This window comes from Conexibacter sp. S30A1, from assembly GCF_023330665.1.
GTDB lineage: Bacteria > Actinomycetota > Thermoleophilia > Solirubrobacterales > Solirubrobacteraceae > Palsa-465.
Genome location: NZ_CP097127.1, coordinates 1,925,693 through 1,946,694, shown reverse-complemented (window position 1 = coordinate 1,946,694; position 21,002 = coordinate 1,925,693). Strand labels below are relative to the sequence as shown.

General features: G+C 69.7%; 22 protein-coding genes. 14 read left to right on the top strand and 8 right to left on the bottom strand.

The features are described from left to right. Window positions 1-80 precede the first annotated feature (80 nt). The 5 genes from groES to M3M54_RS09585 all read left to right on the top strand — a co-directional run bounded on the left by groES (window position 81) and on the right by M3M54_RS09585 (window position 4,802). Window positions 81-377 (top strand): co-chaperone GroES, encoded by a 297-nt coding sequence (groES, locus tag M3M54_RS09605; protein ID WP_249018823.1) that lies wholly within the window; start codon window positions 81-83, stop codon window positions 375-377. Window positions 378-411: 34 nt separating this feature from the next. Beyond that, complete coding sequence (gene groL, locus M3M54_RS09600; RefSeq protein WP_249018822.1) at window positions 412-2,043, top strand: chaperonin GroEL; 1,632 nt, start codon at window positions 412-414, stop codon at window positions 2,041-2,043. Window positions 2,044-2,309: 266 nt separating this feature from the next. After that, a complete protein-coding gene (locus M3M54_RS09595; protein ID WP_249018821.1) occupies window positions 2,310-2,804 on the top strand; it encodes a hypothetical protein in 495 nt (164 codons plus the stop codon). Window positions 2,805-2,859: 55 nt separating this feature from the next. Beyond that, window positions 2,860-3,546, top strand: coding sequence for a response regulator transcription factor (locus tag M3M54_RS09590; RefSeq protein WP_249018820.1), 687 nt, complete (start codon window positions 2,860-2,862; stop codon window positions 3,544-3,546). Further along, a complete protein-coding gene (locus M3M54_RS09585; RefSeq protein ID WP_249018819.1) occupies window positions 3,543-4,802 on the top strand; it encodes a cell wall metabolism sensor histidine kinase WalK in 1,260 nt (419 codons plus the stop codon). Before M3M54_RS09590 ends, M3M54_RS09585 begins: the two co-directional genes overlap by 4 nt. 287 nt (window positions 4,803-5,089) lie before the next feature. Here the strand turns inward: M3M54_RS09585 and M3M54_RS09580 are convergent, their stop codons facing one another. Then, window positions 5,090-6,175, bottom strand: coding sequence for a citrate synthase 2 (locus M3M54_RS09580; RefSeq protein ID WP_249018818.1), 1,086 nt, complete (start codon window positions 6,173-6,175; stop codon window positions 5,090-5,092). 66 nt (window positions 6,176-6,241) lie between these two features. On the opposite strand from M3M54_RS09580, the gene M3M54_RS09575 reads away from it, so the two are divergent. Further along, window positions 6,242-6,505 carry a ferredoxin family protein gene (locus M3M54_RS09575; protein ID WP_249018817.1) on the top strand — a complete coding sequence of 88 codons (264 nt, stop codon included), beginning with the start codon at window positions 6,242-6,244 and terminating at the stop codon, window positions 6,503-6,505. Between the two features lie 85 nt (window positions 6,506-6,590). Here the strand turns inward: M3M54_RS09575 and M3M54_RS09570 are convergent, their stop codons facing one another. Continuing rightward, complete coding sequence (locus M3M54_RS09570; protein WP_371878570.1) at window positions 6,591-7,757, bottom strand: Mrp/NBP35 family ATP-binding protein; 1,167 nt, start codon at window positions 7,755-7,757, stop codon at window positions 6,591-6,593. Window positions 7,758-7,773: 16 nt separating this feature from the next. On the opposite strand from M3M54_RS09570, the gene M3M54_RS09565 reads away from it, so the two are divergent. Beyond that, complete coding sequence (locus tag M3M54_RS09565) at window positions 7,774-8,955, top strand: hypothetical protein (protein WP_249018815.1); 1,182 nt, start codon at window positions 7,774-7,776, stop codon at window positions 8,953-8,955. Between the two features lie 68 nt (window positions 8,956-9,023). Here M3M54_RS09565 and M3M54_RS09560 read toward each other — a convergent pair whose 3' ends face one another. From M3M54_RS09560 to M3M54_RS09545, 4 genes are all read right to left on the bottom strand, one after another. Next, window positions 9,024-9,416 carry a type II toxin-antitoxin system VapC family toxin gene (locus M3M54_RS09560; protein WP_249018814.1) on the bottom strand — a complete coding sequence of 131 codons (393 nt, stop codon included), beginning with the start codon at window positions 9,414-9,416 and terminating at the stop codon, window positions 9,024-9,026. After that, complete coding sequence (locus M3M54_RS09555; RefSeq protein ID WP_256465846.1) at window positions 9,413-9,655, bottom strand: type II toxin-antitoxin system Phd/YefM family antitoxin; 243 nt, start codon at window positions 9,653-9,655, stop codon at window positions 9,413-9,415. The genes M3M54_RS09560 and M3M54_RS09555 overlap by 4 nt, the downstream gene beginning before the upstream one ends. A 522-nt stretch (window positions 9,656-10,177) precedes the next feature. Next, window positions 10,178-11,221 carry a zinc-dependent metalloprotease gene (locus M3M54_RS09550; protein ID WP_249018812.1) on the bottom strand — a complete coding sequence of 348 codons (1,044 nt, stop codon included), beginning with the start codon at window positions 11,219-11,221 and terminating at the stop codon, window positions 10,178-10,180. After that, window positions 11,206-12,057 (bottom strand): inositol monophosphatase family protein, encoded by an 852-nt coding sequence (locus M3M54_RS09545; RefSeq protein WP_249018811.1) that lies wholly within the window; start codon window positions 12,055-12,057, stop codon window positions 11,206-11,208. Before M3M54_RS09545 ends, M3M54_RS09550 begins: the two co-directional genes overlap by 16 nt. Before the next feature lie 24 nt (window positions 12,058-12,081). Between M3M54_RS09545 and M3M54_RS09540 the strand changes: the two genes are divergently transcribed. Further along, window positions 12,082-15,213: an ATP-dependent DNA helicase gene (locus M3M54_RS09540; RefSeq protein WP_249018810.1), complete on the top strand. Its 3,132-nt coding sequence runs from the start codon at window positions 12,082-12,084 to the stop codon at window positions 15,211-15,213. 33 nt (window positions 15,214-15,246) lie between these two features. On the opposite strand, the gene M3M54_RS09535 is transcribed toward M3M54_RS09540, so the two are convergent. After that, a complete protein-coding gene (locus tag M3M54_RS09535; protein ID WP_249018809.1) occupies window positions 15,247-16,134 on the bottom strand; it encodes a PAC2 family protein in 888 nt (295 codons plus the stop codon). A gap of 25 nt (window positions 16,135-16,159) precedes the next feature. Here M3M54_RS09535 and M3M54_RS09530 point away from each other — a divergent pair, with 25 nt between their 5' ends. Next, window positions 16,160-17,068: an OB-fold nucleic acid binding domain-containing protein gene (locus M3M54_RS09530; protein ID WP_249018808.1), complete on the top strand. Its 909-nt coding sequence runs from the start codon at window positions 16,160-16,162 to the stop codon at window positions 17,066-17,068. Here the strand turns inward: M3M54_RS09530 and M3M54_RS09525 are convergent. Then, window positions 17,036-17,920 carry a hypothetical protein gene (locus M3M54_RS09525; RefSeq protein WP_249018807.1) on the bottom strand — a complete coding sequence of 295 codons (885 nt, stop codon included), beginning with the start codon at window positions 17,918-17,920 and terminating at the stop codon, window positions 17,036-17,038. The genes M3M54_RS09530 and M3M54_RS09525 overlap by 33 nt on opposite strands. A 122-nt stretch (window positions 17,921-18,042) precedes the next feature. On the opposite strand from M3M54_RS09525, the gene M3M54_RS09520 reads away from it, so the two are divergent. The 5 genes from M3M54_RS09520 (at window position 18,043) to M3M54_RS09500 (ending at window position 20,987) form a co-directional block, all read left to right on the top strand. Then, entirely contained in the window at window positions 18,043-18,501 is a 459-nt protein-coding gene (locus tag M3M54_RS09520; protein ID WP_249018806.1) for an Lrp/AsnC family transcriptional regulator, read from the top strand. Window positions 18,502-18,515: 14 nt separating this feature from the next. After that, entirely contained in the window at window positions 18,516-19,031 is a 516-nt protein-coding gene (locus M3M54_RS09515) for a carbonic anhydrase (protein WP_249018805.1), read from the top strand. 63 nt (window positions 19,032-19,094) lie between these two features. Next, window positions 19,095-19,532, top strand: coding sequence for a GFA family protein (locus M3M54_RS09510; RefSeq protein ID WP_249018804.1), 438 nt, complete (start codon window positions 19,095-19,097; stop codon window positions 19,530-19,532). Window positions 19,533-19,610: 78 nt separating this feature from the next. Then, window positions 19,611-20,414, top strand: coding sequence for a trehalose-phosphatase (gene otsB, locus M3M54_RS09505; protein WP_249018803.1), 804 nt, complete (start codon window positions 19,611-19,613; stop codon window positions 20,412-20,414). 18 nt (window positions 20,415-20,432) lie between these two features. After that, window positions 20,433-20,987, top strand: coding sequence for a hypothetical protein (locus M3M54_RS09500; protein ID WP_249018802.1), 555 nt, complete (start codon window positions 20,433-20,435; stop codon window positions 20,985-20,987). Window positions 20,988-21,002: the final 15 nt, after the last annotated feature.

Here is a 21,002-nt window from a genome sequence, read left to right as displayed (position 1 = left end):
CGAGCGCTGGCACTCCACCACAGCGAGTGCCAAGAAACGTAAAGCTCAATCTCAAGGGAATCAACCCGGAGGCTGCATAGATGGCTCTAAAGCTCAAGCCCCTTGGCGACCGCCTGATCGTACGCGCGATCGAGGAGGAGGAGACGACCGCCAGCGGCATCGTGCTCCCCGACACCGCTAAGGAGAAGCCCCAGAAGGGCAAGGTCCTCGCCGTCGGCGACGGCAAGATCAACGAGGAGACCGGCAAGCGCACCCCGCTCGACGTGGCGGTGGGCGACGAGGTCCTCTACAGCAAGTACGGCGGCACGGAGATCAAGGTCGAGGGCGAAGAGCTCCTCGTCCTGCGTGAGTCCGACGTGCTGGCCAAGGTCCAGTAAGACCAAGACCCTCTCTAGGAGAACCAGACGAAAAATGGCTCATAAGGAACTGAAGTACAGTACAGACGCCCGCAACGCCCTGCAGGCCGGCGTTGATGCGGTCGCCAACGCGGTCAAGGTCACGCTCGGCCCCAAGGGCCGCTACGTCGTGATCGACAAGAAGTTCGGCGCCCCCACGATCACCAATGACGGCGTCACCATCGCCCGCGAGATCGAGGTCGAGAACGTCTTCGAGAACCAGGGCGCACAGCTCGTCCGCGAGGTCGCCACGGCGACCAACGACGTGGCCGGCGACGGCACCACCACCGCCACCGTCCTCGCTCAGGCGATCGTTCGCCAGGGCCTCAAGAACGTTGCGGCCGGCGCCAACCCGCTGGCGCTCAAGCGCGGCATCGAGAAGGCGGTCGACCAAGTCGTCGAGAACATCGCCAAGCAGTCCACCCCGGTCTCCGGCAAGGAGCAGATCGCCCGCGTGGCGACGATCTCGGCCGGCGACGAGGAGATCGGCGATGTGATCGCCGACGCGATCGACAAGGTCGGCAAGGACGGCGTGGTCAACGTCGAGGAGGGCCAGACCTTCGGCATGGACCTCGAGTTCACCGAGGGCATGCAGTTCGACAAGGGCTACATCTCGCCCTACATGGTCACCGACCAGGACCGCATGGAGGCCGTGCTCGAGGATCCCTACATCCTCATCGCCAACCAGAAGATCGGCTCGGTGCGTGACATCCTGCCGGTGCTCGAGCAGGTGATCCAGAGCGGCAAGCCGCTTTTGATCGTCTCTGAGGACGTCGAGGGCGAGTCGCTGGCGACGCTGGTCGTCAACAAGCTGCGCGGCACCTTCACCGGCGTCGCCGTCAAGGCGCCGGGCTTCGGCGACCGCCGCAAGCGCATGCTCGAGGACATCGCGATCCTCACCGGCGGCGAGGTGATCACCGAGGAGATGGGCCTCAAGCTCGAGAACACCCAGGTCTCGCAGCTCGGCCGTGCCCGCCGTGTGGTCGTCGCCAAGGACACCACGACGATCGTCGACGGTGCCGGTGACGCGGCTGCGATCAAGGGCCGCATCAACCAGATCAAGACCGAGATCGAGAACACCGACTCGGACTTTGACCGGGAGAAGCTGCAGGAGCGCCTCGCCAAGCTCTCCGGCGGTGTCGCGGTCGTCAAGGTTGGCGCCGCCACCGAGACCGAGATGAAGGAGAAGAAGCACCGCGTCGAGGACGCGCTGCAGGCCACCCGCGCGGCCCTCGAGGAGGGCATCGTCGCCGGCGGCGGCACCGCGCTCTTGGTCGCGCAGAAGGCGCTCGACGTCGAGTCCGTCGGTGATACCGACGAGCAGACCGGCGCCAAGATCGTGCACCGCGCGCTCGAGGAGCCGCTGCGCCAGATCGCCGAGAACGCGGGCCTCGAGGGCTCGGTCATCGTCAACGAGGTGCGCAAGGCCAAGAAGGACCACGGCCTGAACGCCGCCACTGGCGAGATCGTCAACCTGATCTCCGAGGGCATCATCGACCCGGCCATGGTCACGCGCTCGGCGCTGCAGAACGCGGCCTCGATCGCCAAGAACATCCTCACCACCGAGGCGATCGTCGCCGACGTGCCGGACCCGGCTGCGGCCGGTGGCGCCGGCGGTGGCATGCCCGACATGTCGGGGATGATGTAGGCCGTAAAACGGCACGACGTTTGTGGTTTGAGGGCCCGCCCGCTGGCGGGCCCTCTTGCTTTTGCGTTCGCCATGGACGACCCGGGCGCGGGCGTGGCCGCGGGCGTGGGCGGCCCGGGCTTCGGGCGCGAGCGTGGCCGCGGGCGTGTGCGCGGCCCGAGCCCGAGCCTTCCCGCCGCGGATAGTGCTCGCTTAGTGGGCCGGTCGAAGCTCTGTGTGCGAAGCCCGGCAGCGGGCTGCAAGGCAAACTACAGAAAGGTCAGACGATGTCTCTATCACGCAGACGGGCTCTGGGGGCGGCGCTGGCCGTGGCGGTCGGCGTTGCGCCTGTCGCGCTGCTCGTCAGCAGCGCGAGCGCCAGCACACCGCGCTCTATGCACGCCCACGCCCACGCCAACGGCAGCGGCACGATCACGCTCGTGGGGCCGCAGGGCAAGAGCCACACCCGCAGCGGTGCGGTCAGCTGCCGTGTGGTGCACGGCCGCTACGTCGTCAGGACGGTCGGCGGGCGCGCGGGCCGCGGCATGCGGTTGCGGCTGGTGATCGGCAGGTACGCGGGGCCGGGCACCTACACCGGTCGCGTGCGGATCACGCAGACGCGCGGCGCGCGCTTCCACGGGCGCGTCCTGCGCGACGTTCCGGTCGCGATCACGAGCACCGGCGGCAGCTTCAAGTACTCAAAGACGCTGTCGGGCAAGCACAACCAGGCGCTCGCGGGCAAGACCGTGAGCGTGTCGGCCAGCTGGACGTGCTCGGCCTGAAAGCTCGGCCTGAAACGTACGGATCTCAACCCGGAGCGGCCATAAGATAGCGAGCATGGGCCCGCGGGTGCTCATCGCCGAGGACGACGAGCGCCTGCGGGCCATGCTCAGCCGTGGCCTGCGCTACGCCGGCTTTGAGGTCTTCGAGGCCGGCGACGGTCTCGTCGTCCTTGAGCAGGCGCAGCGGCTTGCCCCCGACCTCGTGGTGCTCGACATCGGCATGCCGGGCCTGGATGGCCTTGCCGTCTGTGCCAGCCTGCGCGCCACGAGCGCCGTGCCGATCCTGATGCTGACCGCGCGCGGCGAGGTCAGCGACCGGGTCGGGGGTCTGCGCGGCGGCGCCGACGACTATGTGGTCAAGCCGTTCGTCTTCCAGGAGCTCGTCGCACGGCTGGAGGCGCTCGCGCGGCGCAGCGGCCTGATGCTCGGGGAGCGGCTCAGGTTCGCTGACCTGGTGCTCGAGACCGAGACCGGATCGGTGCTGCGGGCGGGCGTGGCGCTCGAGCTGAAACCCCGTGAGCGCGAGCTGCTCGAGCTGCTGATGCGCCACCCCGGTCAGGTGCTGAGCGCGACGGTTATCTGGGAGCGGCTGTGGGGCGAGGACCGCGGTGGCTCCTCCAATGCGCTGAACGTCGCTTTAAGCGGGCTGCGACGCAAGCTCGGGGCGCCCGAGCTGGTTGAGACCGTGCGCCGTGTTGGTCTTGGTGGGGTCGGCTACCGGCTGCGGGAGCCCGCGGCGTGACGCGCCGGGTCGCCCTCGCCGGGGTGGCCGCCGTCTGTCTGACGGCGCTCGTGGTCGCCGCGATCGCCTACCTCCTGGTTGCCCACGGCGTTCGCACCTACGAGGACCGCCTGCTGGTGACGCTCGCCTCGCGTCCGCGCCTGCTGCTCACGCCGCACGCAAGCAGCACCGAGCTGGCGCAGATCACCGCGCCGGGCGGGGCCCTCAAGCGCCAGACGGCAGCGCTCGCGAAGCTCGGCAAGCTGCCGCCGCTTCACCCCGGCTTTGCCGAGGTCACGCTCGAGCACCGGCCGCTGCGGGTCTTCACCAGGCGCCTTGTGCGGCGGCGAGCTCTGCTGAGCGTCGCCGTTTCTGATGTGGCCGCCCGCGACGACCTCGCGGCCCTGCGCCGCGGCGTGGTGATCGCGATGCTCGCGGGCGCGCTGCTCGCCTCACTGATTCTGGTGACGATCACGCGCCGCGCGCTCTCGCCGCTGCGCCGCACCGCGCAGGTCGCCGACCGGATCGTCTCGACCGGTGATCTCGCGGCGCGCGTGCCGCAGGCCGGTGGCGATGATGAGATTGCGAGCCTCACCAGCTCACTGAACCGGATGCTGACCCACCTCGAGGCGGCCGATGCGACGCTGCGGCGGTTGGTCGCCGACGCCTCGCACGAGCTGCGCTCGCCGGTGACGACGCTGCGCGGGAACCTCGAGCTGCTGCGTGACGCGCGGCTTCAGGGCGCCGACCGCGAGGCCGCGCTGCAGGACGCGCAGGCCGAGGCCGAGCGGCTCGGCGGGCTGGTGGAGGACCTGCTGACCCTGGCGCGTGTCGACACGGTGGTTGCCTCCGAGCGGGTGGTCCTCGATGAGCTGGTTGGGGATGTGCTTTCGGGTTCGCGTGTCCGAATGGCCGATGTGCCGGCGGGTCTGGCGGGCGCGCAGGTCTCGGGCGACGCGGTCGCGTTGCGTACGCTGGTCCGCAACCTCGTCGAGAACGCCGAGCGCTACGGCGGCGGCGCGGAGGTCAGGCTCGCAGGCGATGGCGGCTGGCTTGAGCTGAGCGTGGCCGACCATGGGCCCGGCGTGCCTGAGGCTGACCGCGAGCGGATCTTCGGCCGTTTCACCCGTGGTGCCGAGACCACCAACCTGCCCGGCAGCGGCCTTGGGCTTGCGATCGTCGCTGCCACCGCTGCCGCGCATGGAGGCAGCTGCGCGGTCACAGAGACGCCTGGTGGCGGCGCGACCTTCACAGTCAGGCTGCCGCGGGCGGGGTGAGGTGCCGGGAGGCCTCGCCGGCGATGCTGTGCCGGTGGGGCTCGCGCGGTCCGGTCCACGACCTCCAGCCCCCAAACCAGGTGGCGTGGCCGAGTTTTGTGCATTTGGCGCGATGGGAGCGCCCGAAATGCACAAAGCTCCGCTTGGGGCGGAGGTTTGGGGGCGCGGGGTGGTTCGGGTGGGCCGGGAGCGGGCGGGCGGGCCGGGAGCGGGCGGGTGGGCCGGGAGCGGGCGGGCGGGCCGGGAGCGGGCGGGCGGGCCGCCGCAGCAGCGGCGCGGCGGCCCGTTCAGACGCTTGACAGAGGTCGGGCCGGTGCGCCGACGTACTTGGCGCTTGGACGGATCATGCGGCCCTCACGCTTCTGTTCGAGGATGTGGGCGGACCAGCCAGCGAGGCGCGCGCACCCGAACATCGGCGTGTAGAGCGCGGGCGGGACCTGGGCGTAGTCCAGGGTCACGGCCGCCCAGAGCTCGATGTTGGTGGCGAGGATCCGATCCGGGCGACGTGCCTGCAGCTCGGCCAGCGCAGCCTGCTCGAGCGCCGCGGCAACCTCGATGCGAGGCGACCCGAGCTCGTGCATCAGCTCGCGCAGGATGCGGGCGCGCGGGTCCTCGGCACGGTAGACGCGGTGGCCAAAGCCCATGATCCGCTCGCCGCGGTCAAGCCGCTCGCAGACCCAGCGGTGGGCGTCGCCGGCGCGTTCGACCTCGTCGAGCATCTGCAGCACGCGCATCGGGGCGCCACCGTGCAACGGCCCCGAGAGTGCGCCGACCGCGGCTGAGAGGGCGGCTGTCACGTCGGCGCCGGTCGATGCGATCACGCGGGCGGTGAAGGTCGAGGTGCTGACCCCGTGCTCGGCGGCAGCGGTCCAGTAGGCGTCGATCGCCCTGACGTGCCGGGGATCGGCCTCGCCACGCCAGCGCAGCAGGAAGCGCTCGGCGATCGAGCCGGCGGCGTCGATCTCGCGCTGTGGGACGGGCGGCCGGCCGAAGCCGCGGGCGGACTGGGCGACGAAGGACAGCGCCATCACCGACGCCAGCGCCAGGTCGTCGCGCGCCTGGGCGTCAGTGATGTCGAGCAGTGGCTTGAAGCCCCACTGCGGGCCGAGCGTGGCGAGCGCCGCCTGCATGTCGGCGCGAGGGTCGCCGGAGTGGAATGCGAGCGGGTGGGGTTCGGCGGGCTGCAGCCCGGGCAGCAGGCTGTCGTCCACGAGCAGGCCCCAGACCTGCTCGAACGGGACTTTCCCGACCAGCTCTTCGATGTCAACGCCGCGGTAGCGCAGCGCGTCCCCATCGCGGTCGGGTTCGGCGATCTCGGTTGCGAAGGCGAAGACGCCCTCCAGCCCGGATTGGACTTCGTCGTAGAGAGGCATGGGCACATAGTTCACTACACTCGGCGGTCCTTCGCCAGGTACCTGCAGAGAGGACTAGAGAACCAGATGGCCTACGTGATCGCCGAGCCGTGCATCGGGACCAAGGACAACTCGTGTGTTGAGGTGTGCCCGGTCGACTGCATCCACCCGACGCCCGACGAGCCCGATTACGACACGGTGGAGATGCTCTACATCGACGCCGACGAGTGCATCGACTGCGACGCGTGCGTCGAAGCGTGCCCGGTCGACGCCTGCTTCGCCGAGGATCAGCTGCCCGAGGAGTGGCAGAAGTTCACGCTGATCAACGCGGAGTACTACCGCAACCGTTAGTGCGCCTGCCCGCGGCGCCCCTGTCCGCGGTGCAGCGCTCGACCGTCTGGCGTCCGCCCGGAGTGTGCCCGGGCGGACCCTGTGGTCAGGCCATCGGCAGCGACATGCCCACCGGTTTCGGTGGCAGCACGGTCAGCGCCGGTGCCGGCTCGGCGGCCATCGGCAGCGAGACCGGCGCGGCGGGCGTCAGCTCGATCAGCCGCTGGGCGATCTGCGTGACAGCGAGCGCCGCCGCATCGGCGGGGTTGGCCAGCACGACCGGAAGGCCGTTGTCTGACTGCTCGCGCAGCGCCATCGTCAGCGGCACCTGCCCGAGGAGCGGCACCTCGAGCTCATCCGCCAGCAGCTGACCTCCGCCTGAGCCGAAGATCGCGAAGCTCTCGCCCGCGGGCGTCGTGAAGCCGGACATGTTCTCGATCACGCCGCTCACCTCGAGGTTGAGCTTCTCGGCCATGTCGGCGGAGCGCTTGGCGACCTTCTGGGCGACGGCCTGGGGCGTGGTGACGATCAGGAAGCGGGCTTCCGGCAGAAGCTGCGCGAGCGTCATGGATACATCGCCGGTGCCGGGCGGCAGGTCGATCAGCAGGTAGTCCAGCTCTCCCCACTCGACGTCCTCGATGAACTGCTGCAGCGCCTTGTGCAGCATCGGGCCGCGCCACACAACTGCGGCGTCCTGGTCTATGAAGAAGCCGATCGAGACCACCTTAACGCCTTCGGCGCCGTCCAGTGGAACGATCTGCCGGCTGGCGTTGACCTTCGCGCGCTCGCCGCTCAAGCCGAACATGCGCGGCTGTGAGTAGCCCCAGACATCGGCGTCCATCACTCCCACCCGCTTGCCGGCGGCGGCCAGTGCGGCGGCGAGGTTGGCGGTCACGCTCGACTTGCCGACCCCACCCTTACCGGACCCCACGCAGACCACGTTCGCGACCTGGGCGAGCGCCCCCTCCGGCAGCGAGCCGCGGCCGAGCTTCTGGCTCAGGGTGCGGCGCTCGTCCTCGGAGAGCACGTCGAAGCTGATGTTCACGCCGATCACGCCGTCCAGACGCCGGATCGCGGCATCCACAGCGGTCTGGAAGTGGTCTCGGATCGGACAGCCCGGAGTCGTCAGCGACACCGTCACATCGACCACGCCATTGGTGTGCACGTCGATCGAGCGCACCATCTCGAGCGTGACGATGTCTCGGCGCAGCTCGGGGTCGATCACCTCGCGCAGCGCTTCGTTTACTTCGTCTCTTGTCGGCATGGGTTCCATGATAGGTTCCCGCCACATGCCGATCGAGATCACGCCCCTGCGTGGCCGCGCGGACCTGAAGGCGTTCGTTGCGCTGCCCTTCCGGCTGCACGCCGCAACGCCGTGGATCCCGCCGCTCAAGCTCGAGCGCTACGCGTTCATGACCAGGCCGCTGAACCCGTTCTTCAAGCACGGTGAGGCGGAGTTCTTTTTGGCGCGTCGTGAGGGCCGCGTCGTCGGGCGGATCAGCGCGCAGTACGACCGGAACTTCAACGCCTTCCATTCGAACCGCTGGGGCTTCTTCGGCATGGTCGAGTTTGAGGATGACCAGGAGGTGCTGGACGCACTGCTCGTCGCCGCCGAGGACTGGCTGCGGATGCACGGCCGCGACCGGATGATCGGGCCCTACGACCTGACGATCAACGAGGAGTGCGGGGTTCTGATCGACGGCTTTGAGCTCGAGCCGATGATCCATCAGCCCTGGCACCCGCGCTACTACAGCGCGCGCCTGGAGGCGGCCGGGCTGGTCAAGGCGATGGACGTGCTGCACTGGAATCTGAGGTTGGATGATCGCGACGCGCGCATGCTCAAGAGCCTGCCTCGCTTTGCTCAGCGGGCGCGCGAGCGCTACGGCGTCCGCATCCGCAAGATGTCGTTCTGGGGGCTCGGCAAGGACCTCAAGGAGTTCCAGAAGGTCTACAACGCCGCCTGGTCGCACAACTGGTCCTTCCAGCCGCTGGATGAGCATGACATCGCGGACATGGCGATGCTCTACCGACTGGTGTTCGACAAGCGCTGGTTCATGCTGGCTGAGAACGACCAGGGAGTCGTGGCCGCCGCGATCACGATCCCCGACATCAACCAGGTGCTCAAGAAGATGAACGGTCGGCTGCTGCCGCTCGGCTGGCTGTACTACCTGAACCGCAGGCGCATCATCGACCGCTGCCGGGTCGGATTCCTCGGCGTCCTGCCCGAGTATGAGCACACCGGGGTCGCCGCGCAGCTGTACATGGAGAACTTCGACATGGCTGCGGAATCCCGGATCAAGTGGGGAGAGCCGGGCTGGATCCTTGAAACCAACCACAGCATGAACCGTGGCCTGGAGGCGATGGGCGGGCGTGTGGCCAAACGCATGCGCATCTACGAGCGGCTGCTTGAGGACGGCGCCAAGCCCGCCGCGCCGCCGCCTGAGGTCAGACGCTACTCGCCTGGCGGCTAGCGCGCGCTGGATCTCAAGGCCCTCAACAACGATCCCGCCCTCGCGAGGGAGGGACTATGCACCAACCCTCAGTCCGGACTTCCTGGGGCCACCACGGCGAGGCCGAGGTTGCTCGCGGCCTCGCTCATGCGTGCGTCGTAGGTGAGCACCGTGTCGGCCGCGATCCGCAGCGCACCGACGACATGCAGAGCGTCGAGTGTCCGCAACCTCGCGCCGGGTAGACGCCCCGCCTGCGCGAAGGCCCCGCGCGGCAGCTCGTACAGGTCGATCCGGTCCAGCACGTCGGTCACGTCATCGGTCGGAATCCCCACGCGGGTTGCGGCGCGACGCAGTTCCGTTTCCAGCAGATCGCTCGACACTATGCTGACCCCGGCGGTGTCGCAGTAGCTCTCAAGTTCGTCGGACTCCGCCTCGTCGACCATCAGCTTCATCGCTGCGCTCGTGTCGATGTAGACGATCACAGCCGCTCCGCGCGCAGCTCGTCAAGGATCACCTGGGAGCTTGCCTGGATCTTGTGGCGGCGGATGCCGCTGAACCCATGCTTGGTCGCCGGGCGGGACAGGCGCGGCCCGGTGGTCAGGTCAGGGACAGGGCCGATCGCGGCAACTGGGCGGCCGTGGCTGGTGATGATCGTGGTGGTACCGGCCTCGGCGTCACGGAGCACCTGGCCTGATTGATTCCGAAGTTCGCTGTGGCTGATCGTGGGTATGGCAGAAACCTAGCAGAAGGTGTTACATTGCTGCTACTTCTCTGCTAACTCTCGCGTGCGATCAGTGTCGGGTGAGCGTGAACTTGCCGCCCGACAGCGTGCCGGAGTCTCGTTCGGGGCCGTCAGCGTCAAGGCAGCCACAGGGCTGGCAAGGGCGCCAGCTCAGGCCACGGCCCCAGGTCAGGCCACAGCGGGGGTGGCGAAGTTGCGCGATCGCGTTTCGCCTCCGACCCGGCTTCGGGTGTCCGCGCCAGGTCCGCCGCAGAAAGACCGACGGGGTGCCCCTAAGGGCACCCCGGCGGTTGAGGGAGGAGAGGGTACTGCATTCGCCGGCGAGGATATGAGGCCGGCGAATCCTTCCCGCCCGTGCACTCTCCTGACATGCAGTGCGGGGGAAACTGTTGTGACTCGTAGTGTAGCGTGGCCACTTACGTTTGCGTCCGAGCGATTGACTGGTGGCTAGCGACTAAATCTGTCAAAAGCCTAGCAGGCTCTGCATGCACACATGGCCGCTCACATGCAGCGCTGTAGCCAGCTCGACGGGGCGTCCACCTCAGCGAGCGACGGCAGCATCTGCGCTGAGGAGAAGAGCTTGCTCATCGCCTCCGGCCCGGCCTGGCGGACGATCTCATCGCAGAAGATCTTGCCGCGGCGGTACTGCTCGAGCTTCAGCTCGAGCCCAAGCAGACGGCTCAGCAGGCGGCTGAGCGGCCCCTGCACCTGCCGGCGCTCGTCGAGGCCCTGCCGTAGCCGTGGTAGCGACGGCAGCAGGTCCGGGGCGACCGCGTCCATGACGTGCTCGGCGTGGCCCTCGATCACGGCCATCACCGCCTGGGCCTGATTCATCACCGCGCGCTCAGAGTCAGAGGCGACCATGCCGATCAGATCCACACGCAGGGCGGCACGACCGACGCGGCGCACGGTCGCCGCGCTCGGCAGGCGCAGCTCGCGTTTGCGGACCATGCGCTCCTCGGCGCCGGCCAACAGCTCGCGGACCAGACCGGCGAGATGGTCCTGAAGCCACGGCACGCCGCCGAACTGCACCGCGTGGGTCACCTCGTGCAGCGCCACCCAGGTGACGAACTCGCGTTCGTCGGCGCCCAGGCGCTGTATCGACTCGGCGAGGTTTGGCATGACGAACAGCAGGCGCGGCTCGTGGCCGGCGGCGCGCTCGGGCAGCAGCACGAGCTCGTACTGGCCCAGGACCCGCTTGCCGAGATAGCCCACGAGCAGCCCCACTTCGCCAGAGCCGGCAGCTTCGAGCCACAGCTGAGCCGACGGCTTGACGCGGCCGAGCCGGTCAGCGGCACGCTCGAGCGTCGGCTCGAGCAGCGCCTGGGTGGAGGCGAGGTTCGCGCTAACCCATTCACGGCGGCTGATCGCCTCGGGCGCGGGCAGCGGAGCGGATGGAAAAAGCCCTGTGTAGTCGCTCACGCGCGCGCCGGCGTCGGCCACGATCGGCTCAAGGTCGAGTACGGGCAGGCGCGCGTCGCCTTCGCCCGCAAGGCGGCCGGCGATCCATTCGGCGAGGATCCAATCGATCACCGGTGTAGACATAGCAGCTCCAGCTCGGCCAGCGTCTTAGCGTTGCGCGCGGCGACCACGGGCGAGTGCGCGACCAGGTCAAGCGGCGCGGCGAGCGGTGCTGCACAGGCGGGAAAGCTGATCAGCCCACCCGCCTCACGCACGATCAGCTGGGCGGCGGCCGCGTCGACCGAGCGGCAGGCGCGCAGCGACACCAGGGCGTCCAGGCGCGCGGCGGCGACCTGGCAGAGCGCCGGGGCGATCGCCCCCAGCGCCCGTAGCCGGTGCGCGCATGAGACCAGTCCAGCGAGTGCGTCGATGAGCCAGCGGGGGTCGGCGGACTCTATGCCGAGCAGCTCGATGCGGCCGTCTGTCGTCCGGCGCTCCTGCAGTCCGGGGTCAAGGCGCATGTCGTTGAGGTAGGCCCCCTGGCCGCGCGCTGCCCACCACTCCTCGCCGTTGCCGAAGTCGTAGACGTAGCCGAAGCTGACGTCCGCCATCGTCTCACCGGTCGCGACCGCCAGCGACAGCGCATATGGTGAAAGCCCGCGCTTGGCGTTCAGCGAGCCGTCGATCGGGTCGATCACGACCACCGGCTCGCGGGCTCCGAAACTCGCTTCGCCGCGCTCCTCCGAGACCGTGCGAAAGCGCACGCCGCGTGCGCTCAGGCGCTCGAGCTCGTCGAACACGATCGCCTCTGCGCCCGCGTCGATGACCAACGTGCGGTCGCCGCCACCGCCGGTCGTGCCCGTCTCAAGCGCCCGTTCGGTGGTGCTCGTCTTTGCGGCCAGCATGGCGGCGATCCGCGTTGTGGCTGCGCGGCAGAGTGCGAGCCAATCGGCTGGAGATATGCCCGCGGGCTCGCTCATCGTCAGCCTATGCTGTCAGACCGGGTGAGTGAGCCAGTCACCAGCGCCGCGCAGGCGGCAGAGATCGTCAGCTACAGAGGTGGCTCGCTGCTTGTGCTCGGTGGTGCCGGCAGCGGCAAGACGCGGCTGCTGCGGGACCGCTTTCTCTGGCTGCTCAAGCACGGTGTGGGGATCCACGAGATCGCGCTGCTTGTGCCCTCCCGTGCTCGTGTGGAGGCGGCGCAGACGGCCCTTGAGCGCGAGCTCGACGGTCTGCGGCCCGAGTTGGTGGTGGGGACCGCGGCTGATCTCGCGGTGGAGGTGTTGCGCCGCCGCGTGGGTGTCTGGCAGCAGCTTGCAGTGCCGACGCTCGACCGCAGCGAGCGGCTGGCGATGCTCGTCGAGCGCGGCGACGAGCTCGAACTCGAGCAGCACGACTTCGCCGGCAACCGCACGGCGCTGCTGGAGGCACTTGTCCGCCGGATCGACCGCCTGAAATCCGAGCTGATCGATGCTGAGAGCTTCGCTGCCTGGGCCCAGAACCAGCCTGACCCACGCGAGCGTGAGTTTGCCGCGCTCTTCGGTGCGCACGAACGCATGCTCCGTGAGCTCGGGGCGCGCGACGAGAACGACGCCGTGCGGGCTGCGACTGCGCTACTGGCAACACCCCCGCCGGCCGCGCCGGCCCTGCCGTGCTTTGGGCAGGTGCTGGTCGACGACGCCCAGGAGCTCTGCCTGGCCGAGGCCGCGCTCGCGCGGACGCTCGCTCCGGGGGCGCTGACCGTGGCCGGTGACCCGCACGCTGCCGCGCGGCGCTTCCGCGGTGCCGGGGCGGCTCGGCTTGAGTGGTTCAGGGACCCGGACACGCGGGTGGTGTCACTGCCCGGCACCTGGCGCTGCCCCCCGGCGGTCTGGGAGGTTGCGAGCGCCGTCAGTGAGGCTACCGTCAGCCTTGCTGACGGCGCTTTGGGGGGTGGCGGCGCGGACACGGCCGTCGTTGAGTCCACCGACTCCGACAACGTGCGCTTCTGGCGCTGTGATGGCGAACGCGCTCAGGCGCGCACGGTCGCGACCGAGGTGCAGCGGCTGCTGAACGATGAGCGGATCGCGCCTGACGAGATCCTCGTGCTCGTTCCCGACGTGGTGCGCGAGGGCCAGGCGGTCGCGGCCGCGCTGAGCGAGCGGGCCGTCACACACCGGCTGATCGGCGACCGCTCGTTCTACCAGCGGGCCGAGATTCGCGATCTGCTCGCCTGGCTGCGGCTACTGACCGACCCCGGAGATGCGCTGGCGGTGGTCCGGGCGCTGGCGCGCCCGCCGATCGACCTGCACTCACTCGACATCGCCCGCTGCACGCAGATTGCAAGGCGCCGCAAGCTCGACATGGTCTCGGCGCTGGCCGCCGCGACGCAGTCGCCGCAGGTGCCACCGGAGGCCCGCGAGCGCATCGGCCTGTTCCTGAGACTGCAGCAGGCGGGCGTCGTCGGCCTGGACACGATGCGGCCGGACCTCTACGTACACCAGCTGATTGAGCGGCTCGGGCTGCGCAACCAACACCTGTTTGCGGCCAGCGCCGACGTGGTGGCGCGGATGCGGGCGCTGACGCGCTTCGAGCAGCTCGCGGCCTCGCAGACGCTGCGCCTGCCGCAGTCCACGGCCCGGGAGTTCGCTGTCTCCGTGTGCGCACTCGCCCGGCTTGGCGCCAGCGAGCAGGAGGAGCCCACGGGCAACGGTGGCGGCGGCGTGCAGGTGCTGGCGATCGAGCAGGCAGGTGGCTTGGAGGCAAGCCACGTGTTCGTGCTCGGGTGCAGCGACGCGCTGATCGCGGCGCCGTCGCTTGACAGCGAGCCGGTGCCTGACGAGCTGCTCAGCGAGCGGTTGCCGGCCGACGGCCCGGACACACGCCGCGCGCGCCTGCGTCAACGCCTGTATGTCGCGGTCACGCGTACTCGCGAGCGGCTTGTGCTCTGCTATGCGGCGGACGGCGGCGCGCGCCCGCTTGGCGAGATCGAGCGCGCGCGCGAGCACCTGGGGGCAAGCTGGCAGGAGCGCTCAGAGGACCAGCTCGCACCGCGCGAGACTCTGCAGGCGACCTATCGCAAGCTGCGCGATGAGCTGCTCGACGGCACCAGCCGCACGGCGGGCCGCCTGGCGGAGCTGCGGTTGGACACCGACCTTGACATCTCGCACGCCGTGGTGCGCTACCTGGAGCTGCTCAAGGTGGCGGCGCTGATCGCACGCAACGAGAGCGATCCTGGTCACGGCGTCGCTGACGCGCTGCCAGACATCAACGCGCGTATCGGCCAGGCTGTCACCGCTGAACAGCGCGAGATCCTCTCGAGCTCGCCGCTCGACGACCGGCTGCTCGACATGCGGGTGGGGGCGCGCCGCGTCTCACCTGCGGCCAGCGCCCGCGAGGAACCCTCGCTGGAGCGCTTCCTGCCGATCCGCGACGGCGGTGTGATCCTCTCGGCGACCGACATCGAGACCTATCGTGCCTGCCCGCTGCGCTACAAGTTCGCGCGCGTCTTCCGCATTCCCCGCGAGCCGACGCTGCACCAGCGTTTCGGGATCGTCATGCACCAGGTGCTTGAGCGCTATCACGCCGAGACCGACGGGGAGCCCGGCCCGCTGGCCGGGCTCCTCTTTCTGCTTGACGGCAGCTGGCGTCGCGCGGGGCTCGGCGACTCCGACGAGGAGCGCCAGCTGTACCGCAAAGCGATCGGGGCGCTGAGGCGCTACCACGAGCGCTACCTGCGCGAGCAGGCCACCCCGGTCTGGTTCGAGCGCCCGTTCAGCTTCAGGCTGGGCCGACACCTGGTGCGAGGCCGGGTTGACAGGGTCGACCGGCTGCCATCGGGCGAGCACGAGCTGATCGATTACAAGACCGGCCGCCCGAAGTCGGCTGCGGCGCTGGCGGCCGACGTGCAGCTGTCGCTATATGCGCTCGCCGCGCGTGAGGCGTGGGGCCTCGAGGCGACCCGCGGCGCCTACCACTACCTGCTGGACGACGAGAAGCTCGCGGTCGCCGCCGACGCGCAGCGGGTGCAGTGGATCGCCGGCGTTGCGACCGACGTGGCCGAGGGCATCCGTGCGCAGGAGTTCGAGCCGACGCCCTCGCCGCGCGTCTGTCGCATCTGCGATTACCGCTTGCTGTGCCCGGCGGCGGAGCACTGAGCGAAGCTGCGGCGGGTGCTCGCTCGGTCTGCGTCAGCTCGGCTGCTCGCCGCCGCGCTGACGCAGGAAGCGCTGCAGCTCGCGCTCGATCGTCTCGCCTGAGGGCAGCTCGAAGCGCTCGGGCGGCTCGTCGCCTGCGGCTTGCTCGAGCCGCTCGACAAACGCCTGCACGTCAGGATCGTGTGCCACCGCCAGATTGACCTGGCGCTCGTACTCGGCGGCGGCTGACTCCAGCTCGCGCGCGTCGATCACGACGCCGACGAGGCCCTCGAGTTTGCGGATCAGGGCCAGCGATGCCTTGGGGTTGGGCGAGGCGGCGATGTAGTGCGGCACCGCGGCCCAGAGGCTCGCCGATGGCAGGCCCGCGGTCCGGCAGGCGTCGTGCAAAACGCCGAGGATCCCGGTTGGGCCCTCGTAGGAGGACTCCGTGAGGCCGAGCCGCGCGACCAGTGCGGGGTCGGTGGCAAAGCCGGTCACCGAGACCGGGCGCGTGTGCGGCACGTCGGCCAAGAGCGCGCCGAGCGTGACCACCAGCTGCACGCCGATCGCCTCCGCCAGCTCAACGATCAGGCCGGTGAACGTGCGCCAGCGAAACGAGGGCTCGTGGCCGGTCAGCAGGACCAAATCGCGTGGGGCGCGTGGGACGCGGGCTTCGTAGAGGTGAACCTCGGGCCACTCGATCATCCGCGCCTGTCCGCCCCGCCCCTGCTCGTCGCCCAGCTTGATCCGCGGCCGTGTGGCCTGGAAGTCGTAGAACTCCTCGGGGTCGATCGTCGCGAACTCACGGGCAGCCAACGCCTCGGCGACGAAGCTGACCGCCGAGGAGGCGGCGTCACCGGCGTCGTTCCAGCCCTGGAAGCCGCAGACGAGCGCCGGTGCGCGCAGGTGGTCGGGCCGGTAGTTCCATCTCAGGGGCTGCATCCGACTCACCGTACATCATGGCGTTGTGAGCGAAGAGCGCACGATCAGCTCGTTGCGTGCCGGGGACGAGGTCCGTGGCGTCTACGCCTGCGTGCGCAAGGATCGGCGCAAGACGCGCACCGGCAGCCCATATCTGGCGCTCGAGCTGCGTGACCGCAGCGGCAGCGTCCAGGCCCGGGCCTTCCGCGACGCCGATCAGCTCGCGGGCCTCTTCGAGCGCGGCGACATCGTCAGGGTGATCGGCCGGGTTGAACGCTTCCGCGACGAGCTGGTCGTGGAGGTCGCAGACATCCGTCGCCAGGAACCAGATGGCGGGGCTCCGACGGAGGCGATCACCCAGGCATTCCTGCCCGTCACCTACCGAGATTTCGAGGAGCTCGACGGCTTCCTCGAGCACCTGGCCTCAGAGGTCTATGACCCCGGCTACAGGGCGCTGCTTGACACGCTCATGGCTGACGCGCAGCTGCGCGCCGACCTGCGGCGCACCCCCTGCAGTCGCGCCGGCCATCACGCCTACCTCGGCGGCCTGCTCGAGCACACGGTCGCGGTCGCGACCCTGGCCCGAGAGCTCTGCGAGCTGCACCGCCGGCTCAACAGCGACCTGCTGCTGACGGCGGCGATCGTGCACGACATCGGTCGCACCCGCGAGTTCACCTACACAGCCGAGATCGGTCTGACCGACGAGGGCCGGCTGCTCGGGCATCTGGCGCTCGGCCAGCAACTGCTGATCGAGCGCTTCACCACGCTCGGCGAAGCGCTCGATGACTCGCGGCGGCTGGCGCTGCTGCACTGCGTGATGGCCCACCACGGCGCGGCGGGCCTTCCGGGTGGCCGCTTCGGCTCGCCCGAGGCGCTTGCCCTCTACCGCCTCAACGCCCTTGACGCCGGCGTCAAGGGCGTCTTAGAACACGGGCTCGGGCCGGCTGAGGGCTGAGCCGGCCTGAAGCAGTGCGCGCTCGATCAGCGGTGTCACCACGATCAGTGTGACGAGCGCCCCGGCCGCCACCAGCAGCGCCGAGGCCACCGCCATGTGCGGCAGGCAGCTGGCGAGCACGGCCGAGAAGGAGATGGTGGCCGCCATCGAGACGATCGTGCCGCGCGCGAGCTCAGCGGCGCCGGCGGCGCCGCTGAGGCGGTGGGTGCTGGGCAGGATGATCGAGAGCAGCACCGGGGCGGAGGTGATGACGCCCGCGGGCCTGGCGCCGAGTACGGGGACGAGTGTTGCCATCGTCGCGACCACGCAGGTTGAGATGAGCGCGCGCGTGAGCGCGGGGCTGCGCTTGGATGAGCCAGCCAGGCGTGGGTGTGGCATGTCCGCTTGCGTTTGCGCGGAGGGCGGCCGTTCGGGGCCACGCGCATCCGCTGCGGGCGGCGCCTGAACCGGTGGGCGGCGTGCCGGCCACGGCCAGAGCAGGAGGCTCACCCCGATCACCGTCCAGACGGCTGCCGCCGCCGGCCAGGGTCCGTGCAACCAGCTCAGTGCCAGCACCGAGGCGAGCGCGAGGGCCAGCGAAGTGAGCGCCGTCGGCACGGGCGCCATGCCGCGTGCCAGCCAGGCGTAGGCGACGCAGAACACGATCACCGACATCTGGCCGGTGGTCACGCCGATCGCCGCGTGCGCCGCCGTCAGGCGGCTCGCGGTGAGGCAGACCGCCAATAGGAACGGCCCGGTCGTGACCGGCAGCCCGATCAGACGCCCGCCGATCCGGTCGCCGAAGCTCGCCTGCGCCCATGTGACCAGCGCGAAGGCGATCGGCGTGAGCCCGATGCGCAGCAGGATGGTCATGCCGTTAATGATCGTCGATAGGCGGCCGATTTTCCTGCGAAGCTGATGGCAAAGTCAGGCGGTAGGCCGAGGAATCCTCGGCATATCACGTGTAAGTGAGCGAATTCTGCGATAATAGATTTGTGGATGCGATTGACCGGATCCTGGTGAAGGAGCTGCTGCGCGACGCGCGCGTGACCTATCAGGAGCTCGGGCGGGCGGCGCGCCTTTCCCCGAACACTGTGGCCGACCGGGTTCGGCGCCTGCGCGGCTCGGGAGTCATCAGCGGCTACCACGCGCAGCTCAACCTGTCGGCGCTGGGGCGTGGGCTCGAGCTGATGAGCGACGTGCGACTGCGCGAGGGGATCGACCGCGGGGAATTCGAGCGCGGCCTGGCGGCGGTCGAGCAGGTGATCGCGGCGGCGCGCCTGACCGGCGATTACGACTATCTGCTGCAGGTGGCCTGCGCGGACCCTGAGGAGTTCGAGCAGGTGGTGGACAGGCTCAAGCGCGAGCACGGGGTGCGCGAGGTTCGCAGCCGGCTCGTGCTGCACCGGGTGCCGGTCGCACTCGAACGGCTGGTGGATACCGCCACCGTCTGACACCCTTCGGTCCCATGACCGCGATCGACCGGCTGCTGGGTCACAACCACGCGAGCGCCGCGCAGCTGCAGCCGCGCCACCTCGACGTGATGCCGGCGCTGCGAATCGCGATCGTGACCTGCATGGACTCGCGCCTGGACGTGTTCAGCGCGCTCGGGCTGATCGGCGGCGAGGCGCACATCATCCGCAACGCCGGCGGGGTGGTGACCGACGACGTCATCCGCTCGCTGGCGATCTCGCAGCGCCGGCTCGGTACGCGCGAGATCATGCTGATCCACCACACCGACTGCGGCATGCAGCTGGTCAGCGACGACAGCTTTCGCGCCGAGCTGCAGGCCGACACCGGCATGGCTCCAGCGTTTGCGATCGAGTCCTTCACCGACCTCGATGCAGACGTGCTCCAGTCGATCGAGCGGGTGCGCCGCTCGCCGTTCATCCCGCATCGTGACGCCGTGCGCGGGTTCGTCTACGACGTCGACACGTGCCGCCTGCGTGAGGTTGGTCAGGCGCTGGGCGGGGCGCCGGCGTGAACCCGTCCTTCGTGGGAGCGAGCTGCCTGCGAGCCGCTCGCCGTCTGGCGTAGCATCGAGCGCATGGATCAGGCCGCCGGCTACGCGGTGCAGGGTGGTTGTCTCTGTGGTGCTGTGCGCTTCGAGCTGGCCGCGCCCCCGACGCTTGCCGGTTACTGCCACTGCACCCGCTGTCAGCGCCGCACCGGGACCGCCTCGGCGGTGTCGGTGTTCGTCGAACCGGCGGCGCTCAGGTGGCTGTCAGGCGAGGACCTGGTGCGCTGCTGGGCGCCGCCCGACGGCATGCACAAGTGCTTCTGCGGCGAGTGTGGAGCGCACCTCCTTTCACGCTCTCCCGACGGCTCGCGCATGGCTATCCGGATGGCCGCCTTTGACAGCGACCCGGGCATCCGGCCGAGCTACCGCCAGTACGTGGCCTATGCGGCCAGCTGGGAGCCGATCCCCGAGGACGGGCTGCCGCGCTACGCGCAGGCGCGTCCGCGCGACGCCGACGCCGCCTGACCCAGCGGGCGCTCGGTGGGCACAGGCCCGAGGGTTGCCTTAGCCAGTCCTCAATCTCAGTCGCCATACTGAGTGGCTGTGACCTCCGCGGTGCTTCACGAGACGCTCGCGCCACTGCGCTCAAACCCGACTGAGTCGGCGATTTTGCTGGACATCGACGGGACGTTGGCGCCGATCGTCGACAACGCGGGGGATGCGACCGTGCCTGAGAGCACGCGGCAGCTGATCATCGCCATGTCCCGGCGCTACGGGCAGCTCGCGTGCATCAGTGGGCGCCGCGCTTCAGAGGCGCGGGCGATGGTCTCGGTTGGCACCATCGCCTACGTCGGTGCCCACGGTGGCGAACTGCTGCGCCCCGGTTGGACAGAGGCCCTGGTGGATCCGGAACTGCTGCGCTGGGCTCCCCGCGTCGAGGCCTTTCGCCTGGAGTCCGATACCGGCGAGCTCAGGCGCCGGCGTGTGCGGATCGAGGACAAGGGCACGATCATCGGCTACCACTGGCGCGGGGCATCCGACGAAGCCGATGCGCAAGCGGCGGTGGACGCGATTGCGGCTCAGGCCAAACAGGCGGGGCTCGAGGTCCACTGGGGCCGCAAGGTCATGGAGGTCAGGCCGCCCGTGAGGATCGACAAGGGCCTGGCTGTCCGCCAGGTGCTTGGGGACCGACGCTACGCGGCCGTGCTGTACGTGGGCGACGACACGACCGACCTGGACGCCTTCCGTGCCGTGCGTGCGCTGGTGCAGGAGGGTACGGTCGGCCAGGCGATATGTGTGGGCGTTCGCTCCGATGATGCGCCGGTGGGCGTCGCCGCCGAGGCCGACCTGATGGTCGCAGGAACCGACGGTGTGCGCGAGCTTCTGGCGAAGCTGGCCGCGAGTTAGGCGACGGTTTCGGCCCGGATGCGCTTTCCCGAGCTTCTGCGCACCACCGTGATCCTCTGCGGCGCGGCTGCGACGCTGCTGGCTGTGGTGACGGTCGCGGGCGCCGCCGGCGCCGGCGACTCGCTGCTGGTGCCGCTCTGTGCTTTGTGGTGGCTCGCCGCCGCTGTCTTTGGCGCCATGCTCGGCCGCCGCAGCAGCACCTCGCATCAGATCAGCGTGTTGCTCTCAAGCGCACGCACGCAGATGAGCCTGCCCGAGATCAACCCGGGGCGCGTCGTGCTCAACCGCCTCTGGCCGATCCTGGTGGGCACGCTTGCGGCCGGCGCGGTGGCCTTCGCGGAGCCGCAGGTTCCCGGGATCGCGGCCGGCTTTGCGCTCGGCGGTGCGCTTGTCCTGCGTCGGCAGGGAGCCGCTGTCACAGCGATCGAGGAGCGCGACGGGGCGCGCTTCTACGTCGAACACAACTCGCCGCTGCGGCCGATCAGGCTGATCCGTACGCCGGGCTTTCGCTCCAATCTGACCGAGCTCGCGCAGGGGCGTCAAACGCGTCCGTTCGCCGGCAGGCGCGCCTAGCAAACGCTTCAGTAC